The 17,643-nt window shown below is 43.1% G+C and carries 22 protein-coding genes and 8 pseudogenes; 7 read left to right on the plus strand and 23 right to left on the minus strand.

Annotated elements, in window-relative coordinates; all coding sequences use genetic code 11:
• Positions 1-210 precede the first annotated feature (210 nt).
• Entirely contained in the window at positions 211-1,164 is a 954-nt protein-coding gene (ompT, locus tag KXD89_RS15980) for an omptin family outer membrane protease OmpT (RefSeq protein WP_001201845.1), read from the plus strand.
• Positions 1,165-1,413: 249 nt separating this feature from the next.
• On the opposite strand, the gene appY is transcribed toward ompT, so the two are convergent.
• Positions 1,414-2,163: a DNA-binding transcriptional activator AppY gene (appY, locus tag KXD89_RS15985; RefSeq protein WP_000386784.1), complete on the minus strand. Its 750-nt coding sequence runs from the start codon at positions 2,161-2,163 to the stop codon at positions 1,414-1,416.
• A 545-nt stretch (positions 2,164-2,708) separates the two neighbouring features.
• A pseudogene (locus KXD89_RS22325) lies at positions 2,709-2,876 on the minus strand (tail fiber assembly protein); the annotation flags it as partial.
• 149 nt (positions 2,877-3,025) lie between these two features.
• Here KXD89_RS22325 and KXD89_RS15995 point away from each other — a divergent pair.
• Positions 3,026-3,692, plus strand: a pseudogene (locus tag KXD89_RS15995) (class I SAM-dependent methyltransferase).
• Here KXD89_RS15995 and KXD89_RS22495 read toward each other — a convergent pair.
• From KXD89_RS22495 to KXD89_RS16010, 4 genes and pseudogenes are all read right to left on the minus strand, one after another.
• Complete coding sequence (locus KXD89_RS22495) at positions 3,637-3,774, minus strand: nucleocapsid protein (RefSeq protein ID WP_071592174.1); 138 nt, start codon at positions 3,772-3,774, stop codon at positions 3,637-3,639. The pseudogene KXD89_RS15995 and the gene KXD89_RS22495 sit on opposite strands and share 56 nt — an antisense overlap.
• Positions 3,747-4,184: pseudogene (locus KXD89_RS16000) on the minus strand (tail fiber assembly protein); the annotation flags it as partial. The gene KXD89_RS22495 and the pseudogene KXD89_RS16000, both read right to left, overlap by 28 nt.
• Positions 4,182-4,490 (minus strand): annotated as a pseudogene (locus KXD89_RS16005) (phage terminase large subunit family protein); the annotation flags it as partial. The pseudogenes KXD89_RS16000 and KXD89_RS16005, both read right to left, overlap by 3 nt.
• Entirely contained in the window at positions 4,465-5,010 is a 546-nt protein-coding gene (locus tag KXD89_RS16010; protein WP_000453566.1) for a DNA-packaging protein, read from the minus strand. The pseudogene KXD89_RS16005 and the gene KXD89_RS16010, both read right to left, overlap by 26 nt.
• Before the next feature lie 388 nt (positions 5,011-5,398).
• Here KXD89_RS16010 and KXD89_RS16015 point away from each other — a divergent pair, with 388 nt between their 5' ends.
• Positions 5,399-5,593, plus strand: a complete 195-nt coding sequence (locus KXD89_RS16015) for a YlcI/YnfO family protein (RefSeq protein WP_001421937.1) — start codon at positions 5,399-5,401, stop codon at positions 5,591-5,593.
• Positions 5,594-5,757: 164 nt separating this feature from the next.
• Here the strand turns inward: KXD89_RS16015 and ybcW are convergent, their stop codons facing one another.
• Positions 5,758-5,964 carry a protein YbcW gene (ybcW, locus tag KXD89_RS16020; RefSeq protein ID WP_001031427.1) on the minus strand — a complete coding sequence of 69 codons (207 nt, stop codon included), beginning with the start codon at positions 5,962-5,964 and terminating at the stop codon, positions 5,758-5,760.
• 285 nt (positions 5,965-6,249) lie between these two features.
• Between ybcW and KXD89_RS16025 the strand changes: the two genes are divergently transcribed.
• Positions 6,250-6,660 (plus strand): DUF1398 domain-containing protein, encoded by a 411-nt coding sequence (locus KXD89_RS16025; RefSeq protein WP_000079503.1) that lies wholly within the window; start codon positions 6,250-6,252, stop codon positions 6,658-6,660.
• Positions 6,661-6,728: 68 nt separating this feature from the next.
• Positions 6,729-7,709 (plus strand): IS5-like element IS5 family transposase, encoded by a 981-nt coding sequence (locus KXD89_RS16030; RefSeq protein WP_000019403.1) that lies wholly within the window; start codon positions 6,729-6,731, stop codon positions 7,707-7,709.
• Positions 7,710-8,106: 397 nt separating this feature from the next.
• Here the strand turns inward: KXD89_RS16030 and quuD are convergent, their stop codons facing one another.
• The 16 genes and pseudogenes from quuD to KXD89_RS16110 all read right to left on the minus strand — a co-directional run.
• Entirely contained in the window at positions 8,107-8,490 is a 384-nt protein-coding gene (quuD, locus tag KXD89_RS16035; protein WP_001204791.1) for an antitermination protein QuuD, read from the minus strand.
• A gap of 85 nt (positions 8,491-8,575) precedes the next feature.
• Positions 8,576-8,716 carry a YlcG family protein gene (locus tag KXD89_RS16040; protein WP_000971055.1) on the minus strand — a complete coding sequence of 47 codons (141 nt, stop codon included), beginning with the start codon at positions 8,714-8,716 and terminating at the stop codon, positions 8,576-8,578.
• The gene (gene rusA, locus KXD89_RS16045; protein WP_001099712.1) at positions 8,713-9,075 is read right to left on the minus strand and encodes a crossover junction endodeoxyribonuclease RusA; all 363 of its coding nucleotides are present in this window, start codon (positions 9,073-9,075) and stop codon (positions 8,713-8,715) included. Before rusA ends, KXD89_RS16040 begins: the two co-directional genes overlap by 4 nt.
• A complete protein-coding gene (locus KXD89_RS16050; protein ID WP_000774486.1) occupies positions 9,072-9,362 on the minus strand; it encodes a DUF1364 domain-containing protein in 291 nt (96 codons plus the stop codon). The genes rusA and KXD89_RS16050 overlap by 4 nt, the downstream gene beginning before the upstream one ends.
• Complete coding sequence (locus KXD89_RS16055) at positions 9,355-9,525, minus strand: protein NinE from lambdoid prophage DLP12 (RefSeq protein ID WP_000224915.1); 171 nt, start codon at positions 9,523-9,525, stop codon at positions 9,355-9,357. Before KXD89_RS16055 ends, KXD89_RS16050 begins: the two co-directional genes overlap by 8 nt.
• The gene (gene ybcN / locus KXD89_RS16060) at positions 9,525-9,980 is read right to left on the minus strand and encodes a DNA base-flipping protein YbcN (RefSeq protein ID WP_001054340.1); all 456 of its coding nucleotides are present in this window, start codon (positions 9,978-9,980) and stop codon (positions 9,525-9,527) included. The genes KXD89_RS16055 and ybcN overlap by 1 nt, the downstream gene beginning before the upstream one ends.
• Positions 9,977-10,078 (minus strand): hypothetical protein, encoded by a 102-nt coding sequence (locus KXD89_RS16065; protein ID WP_001303586.1) that lies wholly within the window; start codon positions 10,076-10,078, stop codon positions 9,977-9,979. Before KXD89_RS16065 ends, ybcN begins: the two co-directional genes overlap by 4 nt.
• A 116-nt stretch (positions 10,079-10,194) precedes the next feature.
• A complete protein-coding gene (locus KXD89_RS16070; RefSeq protein ID WP_000881075.1) occupies positions 10,195-10,992 on the minus strand; it encodes a helix-turn-helix transcriptional regulator in 798 nt (265 codons plus the stop codon).
• A 9-nt stretch (positions 10,993-11,001) separates the two neighbouring features.
• A complete protein-coding gene (ybcL, locus tag KXD89_RS16075; RefSeq protein WP_001306955.1) occupies positions 11,002-11,553 on the minus strand; it encodes a Raf kinase inhibitor-like protein YbcL in 552 nt (183 codons plus the stop codon).
• 464 nt (positions 11,554-12,017) lie between these two features.
• Entirely contained in the window at positions 12,018-13,544 is a 1,527-nt protein-coding gene (locus KXD89_RS16080; RefSeq protein WP_000709082.1) for a recombinase family protein, read from the minus strand.
• A 57-nt stretch (positions 13,545-13,601) separates the two neighbouring features.
• A complete protein-coding gene (gene ylcJ / locus KXD89_RS16085; RefSeq protein ID WP_001372443.1) occupies positions 13,602-13,751 on the minus strand; it encodes a protein YlcJ in 150 nt (49 codons plus the stop codon).
• A gap of 47 nt (positions 13,752-13,798) precedes the next feature.
• Positions 13,799-14,131 (minus strand): multidrug efflux SMR transporter EmrE, encoded by a 333-nt coding sequence (gene emrE, locus KXD89_RS16090; RefSeq protein WP_001070439.1) that lies wholly within the window; start codon positions 14,129-14,131, stop codon positions 13,799-13,801.
• A gap of 67 nt (positions 14,132-14,198) precedes the next feature.
• Positions 14,199-14,417: pseudogene (locus KXD89_RS16095) on the minus strand (protein ren); the annotation flags it as partial.
• Between the two features lie 24 nt (positions 14,418-14,441).
• A protein-coding gene (locus tag KXD89_RS16100) for an IS3-like element IS3 family transposase (RefSeq protein WP_085947771.1) occupies positions 14,442-15,604 on the minus strand; the annotation gives its coding sequence in 2 pieces (ribosomal slippage) (positions 14,442-15,343 and positions 15,343-15,604; 1,164 coding nt in all).
• A 68-nt stretch (positions 15,605-15,672) separates the two neighbouring features.
• A pseudogene (locus tag KXD89_RS16105) lies at positions 15,673-15,762 on the minus strand (protein ren); the annotation flags it as partial.
• Positions 15,759-16,070: pseudogene (locus KXD89_RS16110) on the minus strand (replication protein P); the annotation flags it as partial. The pseudogenes KXD89_RS16105 and KXD89_RS16110, both read right to left, overlap by 4 nt.
• Between KXD89_RS16110 and KXD89_RS16115 the strand changes: the two are divergent.
• A pseudogene (locus KXD89_RS16115) lies at positions 16,070-16,348 on the plus strand (exonuclease); the annotation flags it as partial. The pseudogenes KXD89_RS16110 and KXD89_RS16115 sit on opposite strands and share 1 nt — an antisense overlap.
• A gap of 119 nt (positions 16,349-16,467) precedes the next feature.
• Positions 16,468-17,631: a site-specific integrase gene (locus tag KXD89_RS16120; protein WP_001350488.1), complete on the plus strand. Its 1,164-nt coding sequence runs from the start codon at positions 16,468-16,470 to the stop codon at positions 17,629-17,631.
• Positions 17,632-17,643: the final 12 nt, after the last annotated feature.

Raw genomic sequence — 17,643 nt, forward strand, 5'->3', positions numbered from 1 at the left:
ATAAAAGCACCACAAAAGCATAAAAAAACCACACAGTAAAACCGAAATATGAAACAATAACAGATAATTAAACCAAAAACAGATAGCGCATTGTGATAATCATTCAATACTAAACAAAATATAAACAGTGGAGCAATATGTAATTGACTCATTAAGTTAGATATAAAAAATACATATTCAATCATTAAAACGATTGAATGGAGAACTTTTATGCGGGCGAAACTTCTGGGAATAGTCCTGACAACCCCTATTGCGATCAGCTCTTTTGCTTCTACCGAGACTTTATCGTTTACTCCTGACAACATAAATGCGGACATTAGTCTTGGAACTCTGAGCGGAAAAACAAAAGAGCGTGTTTATCTAGCCGAAGAAGGAGGCCGAAAAGTCAGTCAACTCGACTGGAAATTCAATAACGCTGCAATTATTAAAGGTGCAATTAATTGGGATTTGATGCCCCAGATATCTATCGGGGCTGCTGGCTGGACAACTCTCGGCAGCCGAGGTGGCAATATGGTCGATCAGGACTGGATGGATTCCAGTAACCCCGGAACCTGGACGGATGAAAGTAGACACCCTGATACACAACTCAATTATGCCAACGAATTTGATCTGAATATCAAAGGCTGGCTCCTCAACGAACCCAATTACCGCCTGGGACTCATGGCCGGATATCAGGAAAGCCGTTATAGCTTTACAGCCAGAGGTGGTTCCTATATCTACAGTTCTGAGGAGGGATTCAGAGATGATATCGGCTCCTTCCCGAATGGAGAAAGAGCAATCGGCTACAAACAACGTTTTAAAATGCCCTACATTGGCTTGACTGGAAGTTATCGTTATGAAGATTTTGAACTCGGTGGCACATTTAAATACAGCGGCTGGGTGGAATCATCTGATAACGATGAACACTATGACCCGGGAAAAAGAATCACTTATCGCAGTAAGGTCAAAGACCAAAATTACTATTCTGTTGCAGTCAATGCAGGTTATTACGTCACACCTAACGCAAAAGTTTATGTTGAAGGCGCATGGAATCGGGTTACGAATAAAAAAGGTAATACTTCACTTTATGATCACAATAATAACACTTCAGACTACAGCAAAAATGGAGCAGGTATAGAAAACTATAACTTCATCACTACTGCTGGTCTTAAGTACACATTTTAAGAACGCCAACTAAAATTTCCCCGAGGTGAAAATCGCCCCGGGGAATAACTAGCCATTTCAATGTAACAATTAACCCTTAAAATAAACCCAGAAGGTTATTAACTAAATCACATAGAAAACCATCAATTATAGTATGTATAAAATAGGCGACAGCAACCCAATTACAAATTAATGGTTCCAGAATATCACATCAAAAAAAACGCTGTATAATATTATAATTAACATGTAGACAACTTGTAATAAACATTATCAGTCAATTGTTTTGTTTATTCCATCTGTGACGCCGATTATTTTCTCAAAATAATGAGATGGCGTGACACCATAATAATCTTTAAATGCACATATGAAATATGAAGTACTGTTATAGCCACATTTCTGGGCTACGACATTGATAGAATAAGAGTTTGAAGTTATGAGTTTTTTTGCATACCTCATCCTAGTATCTCTCAATATTTCAGTAAATGACGTTCCTTCATCCCTTAATCTTTTTTTTATTAAACTTTCACTCGTATAAATCAATTCCGCAATATCTTTTAAATGCCATTGCCGCTCAATATTAAAACTGATTATTCCAGTAATTTTACAGGTAAATGTATTTATATTTGTTAGTATAAATGAATTTACACTTTCGCGTTTTTTGAACATGGCAAGTAAGGATATACATAGTCTTTCTTTTAACCAAAGGGAGTGTGAGTCTGCTATTTTAATCCCTTCAAACAGAGAAAAAACAAGCGATAATGGAGGTTCCTCTTCAGCAATATAGCCATTCTTATCAAGAGTAAATTTGCCAGGCAGCTCATTATTCACGTCGATAAAAAAGGATAAACATGTTTTCTTATCTATATCAACAATTCTTAGTTTAGAGGGGCATACTGGTAACTCCCTTCTAATTTTGTCGCTTACAATAAACAATGAATTTTTTTTGAACGAGATAACTCTCCTGTTTATAATTAAATCAAATGATTGACAGATGAAAACTACGGAGCAAACATAATCCATCTTGCACCTATCATAAAATTAAAACAAGTTGATAGTAGTCAAATAACAACCAATTAAATACACAATCATAATCAGGATGATGTGCATTTATATTTTTATACACAAAATTATAGTTTGCAAATTTTAATAAATTTCATTTAAGATTAAATTATTATATGTATGTTGTTTTTTATTCTAACTTATTTCAAAGTTACATTTTTCAACGCTTACTATGCTTTTTATTAACATAAACTCACTACAACGCACCTGAAACCTCTTGCTATATATATGTCAACCGTTTGAATTTAAAATAAAAAGAGTATCATTTTTACTTGCATTTCTTATCAAGTCACATTCAACAACAGTAAAAAAACATTATTAGAACCATTCAATTAACAAAAAACCAACATCCAGCTTGCTTAATTTTTCTTTATTAAACGATATTGAAAATCAATTGATAAAATACATCTAAACAACCTTTTGGGGCGCAAAAGCATAACATCAAACAAACAAATAACACACCGAAAAAACTCACAATTAATAACCTATGATATACATACTGTTTATTATGGTTGAATAAGCCACTCGATATCTGGTGCTACGGAAGTGTCCACACGGTTTAGCAGCACCCGATACTTTTTTCAGGCTTCCAGCAACGATCTTTCTTCCTCCGTTGCGATTTCCAGATCTACAGCATCCTGCAGTGGCGCAATATACTCACTGAATTCCTGGATGTAGAACTGTGTGGTGACGGTCTTCCAGCCATTCGGCTCCTGCTGTATTGAAGCATACCAGGCTATTTCAATATCGCTATGCTGCGGCAGCATTTAACCCCTTGTAATTCATTGCCATAATTGATTTAATTCACAAATAAAACTATAACATGGTGAAATTAATAAAAAAACACAGATGATGGGGCTAGAATTTACACACCACTTACCCTAAAGCTTTATGACTGGTGGGTTTTGGGAGTATCAAATCGGCTTGCATGGGGATGTCCTACAAAGGAACACCTTCTTCCACACTTTCTGGAACATTTAGGTAACAACCATCTGGATATTGGTGTTGGAACTGGGTTTTACCTTACTCACGTACCTGAGAGTAATCTGATATCTTTAATGGATTTGAACGAAGCTAGCCTGAACGCGGCATCTACAAGGGCTGGGGAATCAAAAATTAAACATAAAATTAGCCATGATGTTTTTGAACCTTATCCCGCGGCGTTACATGGTCAATTTGATTCCATTTCCATGTCTTACCTTCTTCACTGCCTGCCTGGAAATATATCTACAAAAAGCTGTGTAATACGCAATGCGGCGCAGGCCTTAACTGACGATGGAACTCTATACGGAGCCACAATTCTTGGCGATGGAGTTGTGCACAATAGCTTCGGTCAAAAACTGATGCGCATTTACAATCAGAAAGGCATCTTTTCAAACACAAAAGATTCCGAAGAAGGCTTAACACATATACTCTCAGAGCATTTCGAGAATGTTAAAACCAAGGTTCAAGGTACTGTAGTAATGTTTTCCGCTTCAGGAAAAAAATAGCATCCAACCGCAGCATGTTCTTGCTTAAGACGTGCTGCGGCATAATCCCAATGATTACTCCCTGACAGGGTTCGTAGGCCACTCAATATCAGGTGCAGTTGATGTATCAACACGGTTCAGCAACACCCGATATTTTTTCCAGGCTTCCAGCAATGAGGTTTCTTCCTCCGTTGCGATTTCCAGATCTACAGCATCCTGAAGTGGCGCAATATGCTCACTGGCTACCTGCATCAGGCTGTTTTTTGTTTCTTCCGCCTCCCGAATCCGGAACAGTTTTTCTGCTTCTGCATCTTTCACCCAGGCTGTACCGTTCCACTTCTGAAACTCCCCTTCCGGCGATAACCAGGTAACATTTTCCGGTAACGGACCGAGTTCAGAAATAAATAACGCGTCCCCTGACGCTACGTCATAAACCGTTTTACCCCGATGATCTTCAACGAGATGCCACGATGACTCATCACTGTTGAAAACAGCCACGAAGCCAGCTGGAATAAGGGTGTTGCGCTGCTTATGCTCTATAAAGTAGGCATAAACACCCAGCAGCATTTTGGAATAACCGACACGGGCAGACTTCACCACATTCACCTCACGGATGTAGTCGCTGCCCATCGCATTCATGATGGCCCGCTGAAAGGGCAGTGTTTCCCAGCGCCCTTCCTGGTATGCGGATTCTTTCGGGAGATAGTAATTAGCATCCGCCCATTCAACGGCGGTCTGTGGCTCCGGCCTGAACAGTGAGCGAAGCCCGGCGCGGACAAAATGCCGCAGCCTGTTAACCTGACTGTTCGATATATTCACTCAGCAACCCCGGTATCAGTTCATCCAGCGCGGCTGCTTTGTTCATGGCTTTGATGATATCCCGTTTCAGGAAATCAACATGTCGGTTTTCCAGTTCCGGAAAACGCCGCTGCACCGACAGGGGGATCCCGTCGAGAATACTGGCAATTTCACCTGCGATCCGCGACAGCACGAAAGTACAGAATGCGGTTTCCACCACTTCAGCGGAGTCTCTGGCATTTTTCAGCTCCTGTGCATCGGCCTGCGCACGCGTAAGTCGATGGCGTTCGTACTCAATAGTCCCTGGCTGGAGATCTGTCTCGCTGGCCTGCAGCAGTTCTTCAACCTCCCGGCGCAGCTTTTCGTTCTCAATTTCAGCATCCCTTTCGGCATACCATTTTATGACGGCGGCAGAGTCATAAAGCACCTCATTACCCTTGCCACCGCCTCGCAGAACGGGCATTCCCTGTTCCTGCCAGTTCTGAATGGTACGGATACTCGCACCGAAAATGTCAGCCAGCTGCTTTTTGTTGACTTCCATTGCACATTCCACGGACAAAAACAGAGAAAGGAAACGACAGAGGCCAAAAAGCTCGCTTTCAGCACCTGTCGTTTCCTTTCTTTTCAGGGGGTATTTTAAATAAATACATTAAGTTACGACGAAGAAGAACGGAAACACCTTAAACCGGAAAATTTTCATAAATAGCGAAAACCCGCGAGGTCGCCGCCCCGTAACCTGTCGGATCGCCGGAAAGGACCCACAAAATGATAATAATTATCATCTACATGTCACAACGTGCATCTACGCCATCAAACCACGTCAAATAATCAATTATGACGCAGGTATCGTATTAATTGATCTGCATCAACTTAACGTAAAAACAACTTCAGACAATACAAATCAGCGACACTGAATACGGGGCAACCTCATGTCAACTAAGAACAGAACCCGCAGAACAACAACCCGCAACATCCGCTTTCCTAACCAAATGATTGAACAAATTAACATCGCTCTTGAGCAAAAAGGGTCCGGGAATTTCTCAGCCTGGGTCATTGAAGCCTGCCGTCGGAGGCTAACGTCAGAAAAGAGAGCATATACATCAATTAAAAGTGATGAAGAATGAACATCCCGCGTTCTTCCCTCCGAACAGGACGATATTGTAAATTCACTTAATTACGAGGGCATTGCAGTAATTGAGTTGCAGTTTTACCACTTTCCTGACAGTGACAGACTGCGTGTTGGCTCTGTCACAGGTTAAGTAGTTTGAATGATTAGCAGTTATGGTGATCAGTCAACCACCAGGGAATAATCCTTCATATTATTATCGTGCTTCACCAACGCTGCCTCAATTGCCCTGAATGCTTCCAGAGACACCTTATGTTCTATACATGCAATTACAACATCAGGGTAACTCATAGAAATGGTGCTATTAAGCATATTTTTTACACGAATCAGATCCACGGAGGGATCATCAGCAGATTGTTCTTTATTCATTTTGTCGCTCCATGCGCTTGCTCTTCATCTAGCGGTTAAAATATTACTTCAAATCTTTCTGTATGAAGGTTTGAGCACGTTGGCCTTACATACATCTGTCGGTTGTATTTCCCTCCAGAATGCCAGCAGGACCGCACTTTGTTACGCAACCAATACTATTAATTGAAAACATTCCTAATATTTGACATAAATCATCAACAAAACACAAAGAGGTCAGACCAGATTGAAGCGATAAAAACGATAATGCAAACTACGCGCCCTCGTATCACATGGAAGGTTTTACCAATGGCTCAGGTTGCCATTTTTAAAGAAATATTCGATCAAGTGCGAAAAGATTTAAACTGTGAATTGTTTTATTCTGAACTAAAACGTCACAATGTCTCACATTATATTTACTATCTAGCCACAGATAATATTCACATTGTGTTAGAAAACGATAACACCGTGTTAATAAAAGGACTTAAAAAGGTTGTAAATGTTAAATTCTCAAGAAATACGCATCTTATAGAAACGTCCTATGATAGGTTGAAATCAAGAGAAATCACATTTCAGCAATACAGGGAAAATCTTGCTAAAGCAGGAGTTTTCCGATGGATTACAAATATCCACGAACATAAAAGATATTACTATACCTTTGATAATTCATTACTATTTACTGAGAGCATTCAGAACACTACACAAATCTTTCCACGCTAAGGAAGGTGCGAACAAGTCCCTGATATGAGATCATGTTTGTCATCTGGAGCCATAGAACAGGGTTCATCATGAGTCATCAACTTACCTTCGCCGACAGTGAATTCAGCAGTAAGCGCCGTCAGACCAGAAAAGAGATTTTCTTGTCCCGCATGGAGCAGATTCTGCCATGGCAAAACATGGTGGAAGTCATCGAGCCGTTTTACCCCAAGGCTGGTAATGGCCGGCGACCTTATCCGCTGGAAACCATGCTACGCATTCACTGCATGCAGCATTGGTACAACCTGAGCGATGGCGCGATGGAAGATGCTCTGTACGAAATCGCCTCCATGCGTCTGTTTGCCCGGTTATCCCTGGATAGCGCCTTGCCGGACCGCACCACCATCATGAATTTCCGCCACCTGCTGGAGCAGCATCAACTGGCCCGCCAATTGTTCAAGACCATCAATCGCTGGCTGGCCGAAGCAGGCGTCATGATGACTCAAGGCACCTTGGTCGATGCCACCATCATTGAGGCACCCAGCTCGACCAAGAACAAAGAGCAGCAACGCGATCCGGAGATGCATCAGACCAAGAAAGGCAATCAGTGGCACTTTGGCATGAAGGCCCACATTGGTGTCGATGCCAAGAGTGGCCTGACCCACAGCCTGGTCACCACCGCGGCCAACGAGCATGACCTCAATCAGCTGGGTAATCTGCTGCATGGAGAGGAGCAATTTGTCTCAGCCGATGCCGGCTACCAAGGGGCGCCACAGCGCGAGGAGCTGGCCGAGGTGGATGTGGACTGGCTGATCGCCGAGCGCCCCGGCAAGGTAAGAACCTTGAAACAGCATCCACGCAAGAACAAAACGGCCATCAACATCGAATACATGAAAGCCAGCATCCGGGCCAGGGTGGAGCACCCATTTCGCATCATCAAGCGACAGTTCGGCTTCGTGAAAGCCAGATACAAGGGGTTGCTGAAAAACGATAACCAACTGGCGATGTTATTCACGCTGGCCAACCTGTTTCGGGCGGACCAAATGATACGTCAGTGGGAGAGATCTCACTAAAAACTGGGGATAACGCCTTAAATGGCGAAGAAACGGTCTAAATAGGCTGATTCAAGGCATTTACGGGAGAAAAAATCGGCTCAAACATGAAGAAATGAAATGACTGAGTCAGCCGAGAAGAATTTCCCCGCTTATTCGCACCTTCCCTAAAGCACTCGGTGTAAGCACTGATGACATCGTTGCTGTAGGTCTGGTTTACCAGTTCTAATCTGATTACGAAAAAGATATGTTGCGGGAGGCGTTGCCTCCCCAACATATAAGTGGCTCCCTCAAGCCACTTCCTTTAGAAGCACAACCTTGCTTCTAACTATATAAACCTTCTGTTATATATTACCCTTTATTTTTGGGGGCGTCTCAACGCCCCATTTTTAATAATTTTTAGTAAACAATTGGCATATTAATTAGAGTTATTAACAACGATATCCATCTCTAACCGGATATCTAATGCCATTAACATCCCTTCAATTATGCCCTCAGCCTTCTGTAACCTTTTCCCGATATAACCATCAGAGCAGCAATGCTTACCTGCCAGTGACATGAATGTCATACCGACTACATAATAATCTACTAATAAATCGTGCAAATCGCTGTTGTTCTTTTTCAGACGGGCCATGCACCCGCAAATGATCATCGCGTCATCGTCACAACATTGCGGGCGAGATTTTACTTTTGAAGTAATTAATCCCTTAAAACCGGCGGCAATGGACGACCAGGTCACATCTTCATGATTATTAGCCGCCCACGCTCCCCAACGCTCAAGAACCATCTGAATATCACGCATCAACTTACTCCACAAAAATCAGACCAGAACGCCAATTACAAGCAAAAATCAACAAAACAGTATTAGTTGATTGTTATCTCTGACTTCATACTCCTGCTCCTGTCAGGGTTTTGGCGTAATTCTTCAGTATTCGGTAATCGGTCAAAACAGAACCGGGGAAACGATATAAGCGCAGACGCCCCCAGCGGTGGCGAAGAAGTTCTGCCATATTAAACTCAAACATCATTCATTCCCCATTTCGGTGATGGTCAGTTCCAGCCTCCCACCTTTGGTAACAGGCATCTTCACAACGCGGTAATCAACGACCTGAGCATCATCCAGCCAGAAACCTGCTTTAGTGAGTGCGTCAAAAGCGGCTTTTTGCAGATTATCCAGGTCACGGCGACGGCGATCCGGCATGTGGCACTCAATGCGGATTTTCACAGGCATAGCCAGGCCGATATCCAGCATTGCGTTTTTAATGATTCGGGCGACGTTATCGCGGTATGCCTGCCCCTCTGCGCTGACGTGCGTGCGCCCGCGATTATGGCGGTAATAGCGATTATTGCTCGGAGGCCAGGGTAATGTGATGCTGTAGGTATTCACGCCTTAATAACCCCCTCTTTCAGCCAGATAACCTGTGTTCTCGCCATACCTTCCAGCGCGCATTCTTTTGCATATCCAGCGTCAACAAAATGCGTGCGGCGGTCGATTTCGTCGTGGCAGGCAGAACATGCAATGGTGGCAATCAGGTCTGGCGGTTTCGTACCGGTGCCGCACAATCCAGTCAGCCGGATATGTGCCAGTACAGACGTTTCAGGGTTGCCATTACATACGCCAGGGATTCTTACCTGGCATTCCCGACCACGCGCTGCTTTTCTCAAATCAGCCATGACTCCTCCTTGCTGCCAGTCGCAACCATTTTTTATCAACCAAGCTGGCGGTATATCCGAGCAGTGTTGGTATTTCGGATGGCTTCAGCTCAGGTTTACGCTTACGACGATTTGGTACTCTGTAGATGTGTCCGTTCATGACACGAATAAGCGGTGTAGCCATTACGCCTCCTGCTTGTCGCGCAGCAGCTGGAACTCGCAGCTCTGTGGAATAGTCAGGTGGCAACCAATATTCATCGCCCAGGCTTCAACCTTACACAGGAAGACATACATCTCTCCGGTATCAAGATCGGAGGTATGGCGTAACGACTGGATAGTGGTGATATCACCGGTTACGACATCAACCAGGTCTTTGGTTTCATAACCGAGATATGTGTGTTTGAGAGCATCTTTTACCCAAGCTGGAGTGGCGAACGTTTTACCCCTGCTGATGAGGTATTCACTGATTTCGCTGTACCACATGTGGCTGAGTGCATTCTGGGAAAGACTGCGTTTCTCACGCCACGGTTTAAGCACCATGCGAAAGCATTTGCCCTCCTCCAGATAAGGCTGGATCTGCCGACCGATAGCGGTGAAGTTGCCGCGATGTAATTTGATGCCGTCTTGTGAGAGGTTCACGCTTCCCCTCCGCAGAGGTCAAACGCTAGATGCAAAGAATTGCAGGTGCATTTCTGCATCTGTGAAGGGAGAAGAGAGTTTGGATTGTATGTGCGCATAAACGTCCCCGTTTAGCGCAGAAGTCACCGGAGTTGTTCAGGCTCCGGTGACATAATTATGCCGTGTTGATTTCCCAAAATCAAAATCGATAGAATTGCTCCTTCTTAAAACACTTTTACTCTCTGGAAGCTTTTCTTATCTCTCTTGGTGTTATATTAAAACGATTATGAAATCTTTCAGTAAAACGAGAAGGACACTTATAACCATTTTCTCTGGCAATCTCGCTTATAGGTTTTACCGTCGTTTGTATAGCAGACAACGCATTATTTAACCTCACATCGTCCAGTATACTTTGGAAACTTACCCCCTCGCTTGCTAGACGGCGATGTAATGTAGAAACAGAAATGTAGAGATATCGAGCAACCTTGTTTGCTGTCCATTTTGTGCCGGGTTCGGATAGCAGCAGGTTATAACAACGACTTATCAATGATTGTTTACTATATGATAAAAGTAAATGATTAACATGATTCACTCCTAACGAAAGTAGAACGCCCATTGCTAAGTGCTCCTGAATTTTAGTTGAGAAGCCTCGGGAAACAGATGTTTTTAGTTGCTCCCAACAATATATTAACTCAGGATTCTGAGGTAAAAAGAAACTTGTTTTGTTACGTATTTGATCAGTTACCGTATAAAGTTTTTGGAAACTCTCAATTAAATCAATGGGTAAGTAAAGCATTTCTGCAAGATAAAGCCCTGCTTCAGGATAATTCTCAATATAAAATTCATAACCACAAGGAAATAATATTATTTGATTATTATCAACAGTTAAAGTATGCGTCTCCCAATTGATAACTTTCTTTCCCTGACGGATACGACACAAAGCTGGCATAAGAGGCTTAACCCTATGAATCTCATGATGTTTATGCATCCGTATTTCTTCGATCTTTAAGTTAGTCTTACCTCTTGCCAGCATACTCTCACCCTACTTTATCTCATAAACTGGTGTTATCTCAGCGGTTGCGATTTTATTAGCATTAAGCATATAACCAACTAACGCTCCGCTGGAGTTAGAATCTACAGGAATCTTTTCAGTTTTTAGAGCCCATACTTTAAACTGGTAATGATGTGGTTTATCTCCTTTAGGAGGACATGCGCCACCAAACCCAGCATAGCCAAAATCATTTCGGCCTTGAACAGCACCAGTCGGCAGTTTTGTTCCATCACGTCTCCCTGCATCAACGGGCAAATATGTTACTGTTGCTGGAATATTAACAACAGTCCAATGCCACCAACCACTGCCTGTAGGTGCATCTGGATCATATACAGTTACGGCAAAGCTTTTGGTACCTTCAGGAACACCAGACCAGGTTAATGAGGGCGATGTATTACCACCTTCACACCCAAATCCAGAAAAGACATGAGACGTTGTAAGTTGCTCTCCTGTTTTTATTTCATTACTAGTGACCTGAAATGCTGCAGCCTGCGCAGAAAATGTTATGAATGCCAATACAGTTGAAACGATAAGTGTTTTCATAAAAACCTCTTTGTTATGACCTATCGTTATTTTATTTGATATTCCTTTATCTCATTATGCATAAAGGCGCAATGTTCATGCAAAAGCAATCACAATTGTACCCCCAACCCAATTATTTGCCACAATATACACAAAGCACATTGATACTATCTAAAAACTCTGCTTTATTATTAGTAACACCTACGAAAGTCGGTGTTATTTTTTAACCTACCATTCAAAATACGTGACATACACCATTTTGCTCATAATAATTTGTCACGTATTTTCAGTATTTGAATCTGCGACCAAGAGTTCTCACCTAACAAATGATTAAGATTGTATAGCTCATTTACTACCCCAATACAGCCGTACAAAACTCGCTTGTGGGAGCAAACAAAGTAATTACCCATTAAGTTTCGTCAAAGATAATTAATTCTGTCTTGCACTTTATCACCATAGCATAACTTAAAATCCGAGATCATTATTTAGAAATAAATCTCACCATCAACCATATATTTGAGAGCACTTATCGCCTGCTGGGCGGATATTACTTTCATTAAAGGATAGTGTTTAAAAACAATGCCATTCATAAAATAGATATCACAGGTTTTATTATCCGTATTAATTATGATTTTTTCGAATGTTTTATAGGCAAGTGTACGGCATAACTCTCGTCCATTTTTACTGGTTAAGTCAATAGCATAAAAATCACTGAATGAATTTACACCTTTACTCTTCAAAGTTTTCAATGATACCGAAGCCCTTCGTAATTCCTTATCTAATAGTCTTATTTTCTCTGCTATAGCGGTAACTTCAGGCGCGACAGACAATGCAACGATTAAATTATTAATTTTCATCTGAAGCTCAATAATTTTTAACTCTAAAGTTTCATTAGCATCTTTCTTGTTTTCAACTGGTTGAATTTTGCTACAATTAAAAAGCAATTCATTAATGATATTATAATCAACCAAATCTCTTTTTATTGATGGCCTGTCACATCGATGTAATCTTCTCATCGGACAAACATAATAGCCATGCAAACTTCCAGATACCGCATGAACAATCATGGTATTACCACAAGCCTCACACTTCATAACTGTTCGAAGTAGATTTATTAGCATAGGATTCTTGCTACTATTGCTAATACCAAAAGGTGCCAACCGAATTTCCTGTACAGCGTAAAACAAATCATCTGATATGACTCTGGGATAATAGCCAGCGATTTCACTTATCCCTTTCCCTCTTGCACGATATGAAGGTACGCAAATACCTATCAGAGCTTTATTCGCTAATAATTTTTCAATTACAGAAGGTCCCCATGCACTTTCTTTTCCTGAGAAATTCTTTACAGCATGATCATTTAAATACTTGGCTATTGCATTCAATGAGCGCCTTTCCATCCTGAGTTTAAAAATTAGCTCAATAGTTTTCACCCTGTCGGGGTCTGGAACAAAAGCCGTTCTTTTGTCATCTAAGGAGAGCCATCTCGGACAAGACGCCGTCATAATCGTACCTGATTCCAGTGCATCCTGCCGTTTTTTCTTCCATGATAATTTAACCCGACTTGACTTTATCTCGCTTTCTTCATTTGCCCTTTGTGCTATAAGTATGGCTTTTATTAATGAATATGGCTCATTCAAAGAGTCAATATTATAGACTGTATTGTCGCAAAGAGTTATAACATCAATACCGTGATTCAAAATCAATTTCAGACGTTCAATCGCTTCACCGACTTTTTCTCTTGAAAGTCTGTCCAGACTTTCAACTAACAATGTAGTTCCTGGCAATATATAACCATGCTCTATAGCATCTAAAAATTCCGAAAAAGCTCCTGATTGTGCATGCTTTCCTTTGAATGCACTTAATCCTAAATCTTCATATGTTATGGTATCAAGATAATAATCACTATTTACCTTTAACCATTCAGCAATAAGTCTTCTCTGTCGGTTTAATGAGTCGCCAGACATCTGACCTGGTGATGAAAATCGCATATATGCTATGGCTTTTTTCATGGTGACACCTGCTAACGTATGCTTTTATAAACCTTAGTGGTGGGATATAATTTTTGTTTATTTTTTATTTAAAAAGACAATTAAGGTCACATTATCTTGAATATACAACAATAATCGTATTGCAATTTTCTTACGCCATAATCTTGAAAGCACAAAAGAATACATAAAAAATAAAGACATTAACAAAAAGCATAAAACGAGGCTCATATAAATATAAGAGCCTCCATATTTTAGTCGTTTAGAAACAAATTATTTTAATGTGGTGTGCTTCGTGACAATAAATTAATAATCAACACACCGGCACAAATCAACATCATGCCTATAATGGCTGGCAGGTCCAGCCGTTGGCCGAAAAATCCCCATGACAGTAAGCTAATCAGGACAATACCGACTCCTGACCAGATAGCATAAGCAATCCCTGTAGGAATATAAGCCAGCGTCTGAGCTAATAACCAGAATGATGCACAATAACAAATAATTGTACCAACAGATGGCCATAACCGTGTAAAACCTTCTGAAAACTTCATTAAGGTTGTACCAATGACCTCTGCAAGTATTGCACCACCAAGATAAATATAAGGGTTCATAGCATATTCTTTCCTGTTCAAACTGGAGAGAATTGTACTACAGTTTGAACTCAACTCACCTGTTTCATCATTGTGTTCCCATTGATGTTCTTTTATATACCCTCAATACCCGTTTCATCGCGGCACTCTGGCGACACTCCTTAAAAATCAGATTCGTGCTCACCTTTCCTTCCCATTCTTCTCTGGTAGCGAACCGGTAATACACCGTTCGCCAGACCTTACCATCAACGACCAGGATTCCTGCCCGCGCCATTTTAGCCGCAGCCTGATTTATGCTGGTTGATCCTACCCACGTAATATGGACACAGGCCTAAGCGAGGTTCTTGTTTTCAAATTGTTCCGGACTGAGGCCGCCACACCAACTGTGCCGCCGCCACCGATTGTAATCACATTCGATATAATTAAACACCGTTGCCCGCATTATTTCCCGGCTGATAAAGTGTTCTCCATGGATACATTCCACTTTCAGCGAATGAAAGAAGCTTTCCACGCAGGCATTATCGTAGCAGCAACCTTTTGCGCTCATACTTCCACGCAGATTATGCCGCTTCAGTTGCGCCTGATAATCTGCTGAACAGTACTGGCCTCCACGGTCCGTGTGAACGATAACGTTCCGGGGCCTCTTACGCCGCCACAGCGCCATCTGCAGGGCATCGCAGGCCAGTTGCGCCGTCATGCGTGGCGACATTGACCAGCCAATAACGGCACGTGACCACAGGTCAATGACCACTGCCAGATACAGCCAGCCTTCATCTGTACGTAAGTACGTGATGTCTCCTGCCCACTTCTGGTTCGGGCCACTGGCGTAAAAATCCTGCTCCAACAGATTTTCTGACACAGGCAGGCCGTGTGCGCGGTAGCTGACCGGGCTGAACTTCCGGGAGGCCTTTGCCCTCAGTCCCTGACGGCGCAGGCTTGCCGCCACGGTTTTTACGTTAAAGGGGTAACCCTGAGCACGCAGTTCATCCGTCAGGCGTGGGGCACCGTAACGCTGTTTTGACCGGGTAAAAGCCGCGAGGACAACGCTGTCGCAGTGTTGGCGGAACTGCTGACGCGTGCTTATCCTTGTCCGCCGCTGACACCACGTATACCAGCCGCTGCGGGCCACCCGGAGCACGCGGCACATTGCTTTGATGCTGAACTCAGCCTGATGTTTTTCAATAAAGACATACTTCATTTCAGGCGCTTCGCGAAGTATGTCGCGGCCTTTTGGAGGATAGCCAGCTCTTCATCCCGTTCTGCCAGCTGGCGTTTGAGACGTGCAATCTCGGTAGACATCTCCAGTTCACGTTCAGAAGACGTCTGCTGATTTTGCTGTTTACTGCGCCAGTTGTAGAGTTGTGATTCATACAGGCTGAGTTCACGGGCTGCGGCAGTAACACCGATGCGTTCAGCAAGCTTCAGGGCTTCACTGCGAAATTCAGGCGAATGCTGTTTACGGGGTTTTTTACTGGTTGATACTGTTTTTGTCATGTGAGTCACCTCTGACTGAGAGTTTACTCACTTAGCCGCGTGTCCACTATTGCTGGGTAAGATCAGATTACGGTTGCGCCTGTTACCGCGGCAACGTCCTGTGCACAGAAGCTCTTATGCGTCCCCAGGTAATGAATAATTGCCTCTTTGCCCGTCATACACTTGCTCCTTTCAGTCCGAACTTAGCTTTAATTTCTGCGATCTTCGCCAGAGCCTGTGCACGATTTAGAGGTCTACCGCCCATAACAGGAAGTTGTTTTACTGGTTCAGGTATCGTCTCACCACGGTTAATTCGCGCTGTCATACAGGTCAGTTCATCGGCAGCCTTGCGCCGTAATTCCGCGTCAGCCAGCGCATTGGCCCGCATGTTCTGGTACAAGTTGGTAACCAACCAGTAATGCGCGTTCGATTTCCACGGATAAGACTCTGCATCCGGATACAGGCCACGCTTCCGGCAATACTCGTACCTCCCGGGATTTCATGAAATTCCGGCTCGGTGGTTTCGAGGCAATAAAATCGGCTTACATGGCCCAGGTGCAGTACAGCATGTGGGTGACGCGAAAAGATGCCTGGTACTTTGCCAACTATGACCCGCGCATGAAGCGTGAAGGCCTGCATTATGTCGTGATTGAGCGGAATGAAAAGTACATGGCGAGTTTTGACGAGATGGTGCCGGAGTTCATCGAAAAAATGGACGAGGCACTGGCTGAAATTGGTTTTGTATTTGGGGAGCAATGGCGATGACGCATCCTCACGATAATATCCGGGTACCTCACAACACGGCAAGCCTGCATTGCGGCGCTTCAGTCTCCGCTGCATACTGTCCAGGTGAGCGCGGGTGATGGCATAACAGAGGAAAGAAAATGTCACTCTTCCGCAGAAATGAAATATGGTATGCCTCGTATTCGCTCCCGGGCGGGAAACGAATTAAGGAATCTCTTGGCACAAAGGACAAACGGCAAGCTCAGGAGTTGCACGACAAGCGAAAAGCAGAACTCTGGCGAGTAGAAAAGCTAGGGGATTTACCTGATGTCACTTTTGAAGAGGCCTGCCTAAGATGGCTTGAGGAAAAAGCTGATAAAAAATCTCTCGATTCAGATAAAAGCCGGATTGAGTTCTGGCTTGAACATTTTGAGGGTATAAGGCTTAAAGATATCTCGGAGGCAAAGATTTACTCTGCTGTAAGCAGAATGCATAACAGAAAGACGAAAGAAATATGGAAACAGAAAGTTCAGGCCGCCATCAGGAAAGGTAAAGAACTGCCTGTTTATGAACCAAAGCCAGTATCAACTCAGACAAAGGCAAAGCATCTTGCCATGATAAAGGCCATTCTCCGTGCTGCAGAACGCGACTGGAAGTGGCTGGAAAAAGCGCCTGTCATCAAGATACCAGCGGTCAGAAACAAGCGAGTCAGATGGCTGGAAAAGGAGGAAGCAAAACGCCTTATTGATGAGTGCCCCGAACCACTGAAATCTGTCGTCAAGTTTGCGCTGGCAACTGGTCTGAGAAAGTCGAACATCATAAATCTGGAATGGCAACAAATCGACATGCAGCGACGAGTTGCCTGGGTGAATCCAGAAGAGAGCAAATCAAACCGCGCCATTGGTGTGGCGCTGAACGATACCGCCTGTAAAGTGTTGCGTGATCAAATAGGCAAGCATCACAAATGGGTGTTTGTACATACCAAGGCGGCTAAGCGAGCAGATGGAACATCAACGCCTGCGGTCAGGAAGATGCGCATCGACAGCAAGACATCATGGCTATCAGCTTGTCGTCGTGCAGGAATTGAAGATTTCCGTTTCCATGACCTCAGACACACCTGGGCAAGCTGGCTGATTCAGTCAGGCGTCCCATTATCAGTGCTTCAGGAAATGGGCGGATGGGAGTCCATAGAAATGGTTCGTAGGTATGCTCACCTTGCGCCTAATCATTTGACAGAGCATGCGAGGAAAATAGACGACATTTTTGGTGATAATGTCCCAAATATGTCCCACTCTGAAATTATGGAGGATATAAAGAAGGCGTAACTGATTGAATTG

Origin of the sequence: Escherichia sp. TC-EC600-tetX4 (genome assembly GCF_019356055.1) — a bacterium.
Lineage (GTDB): Bacteria > Pseudomonadota > Gammaproteobacteria > Enterobacterales > Enterobacteriaceae.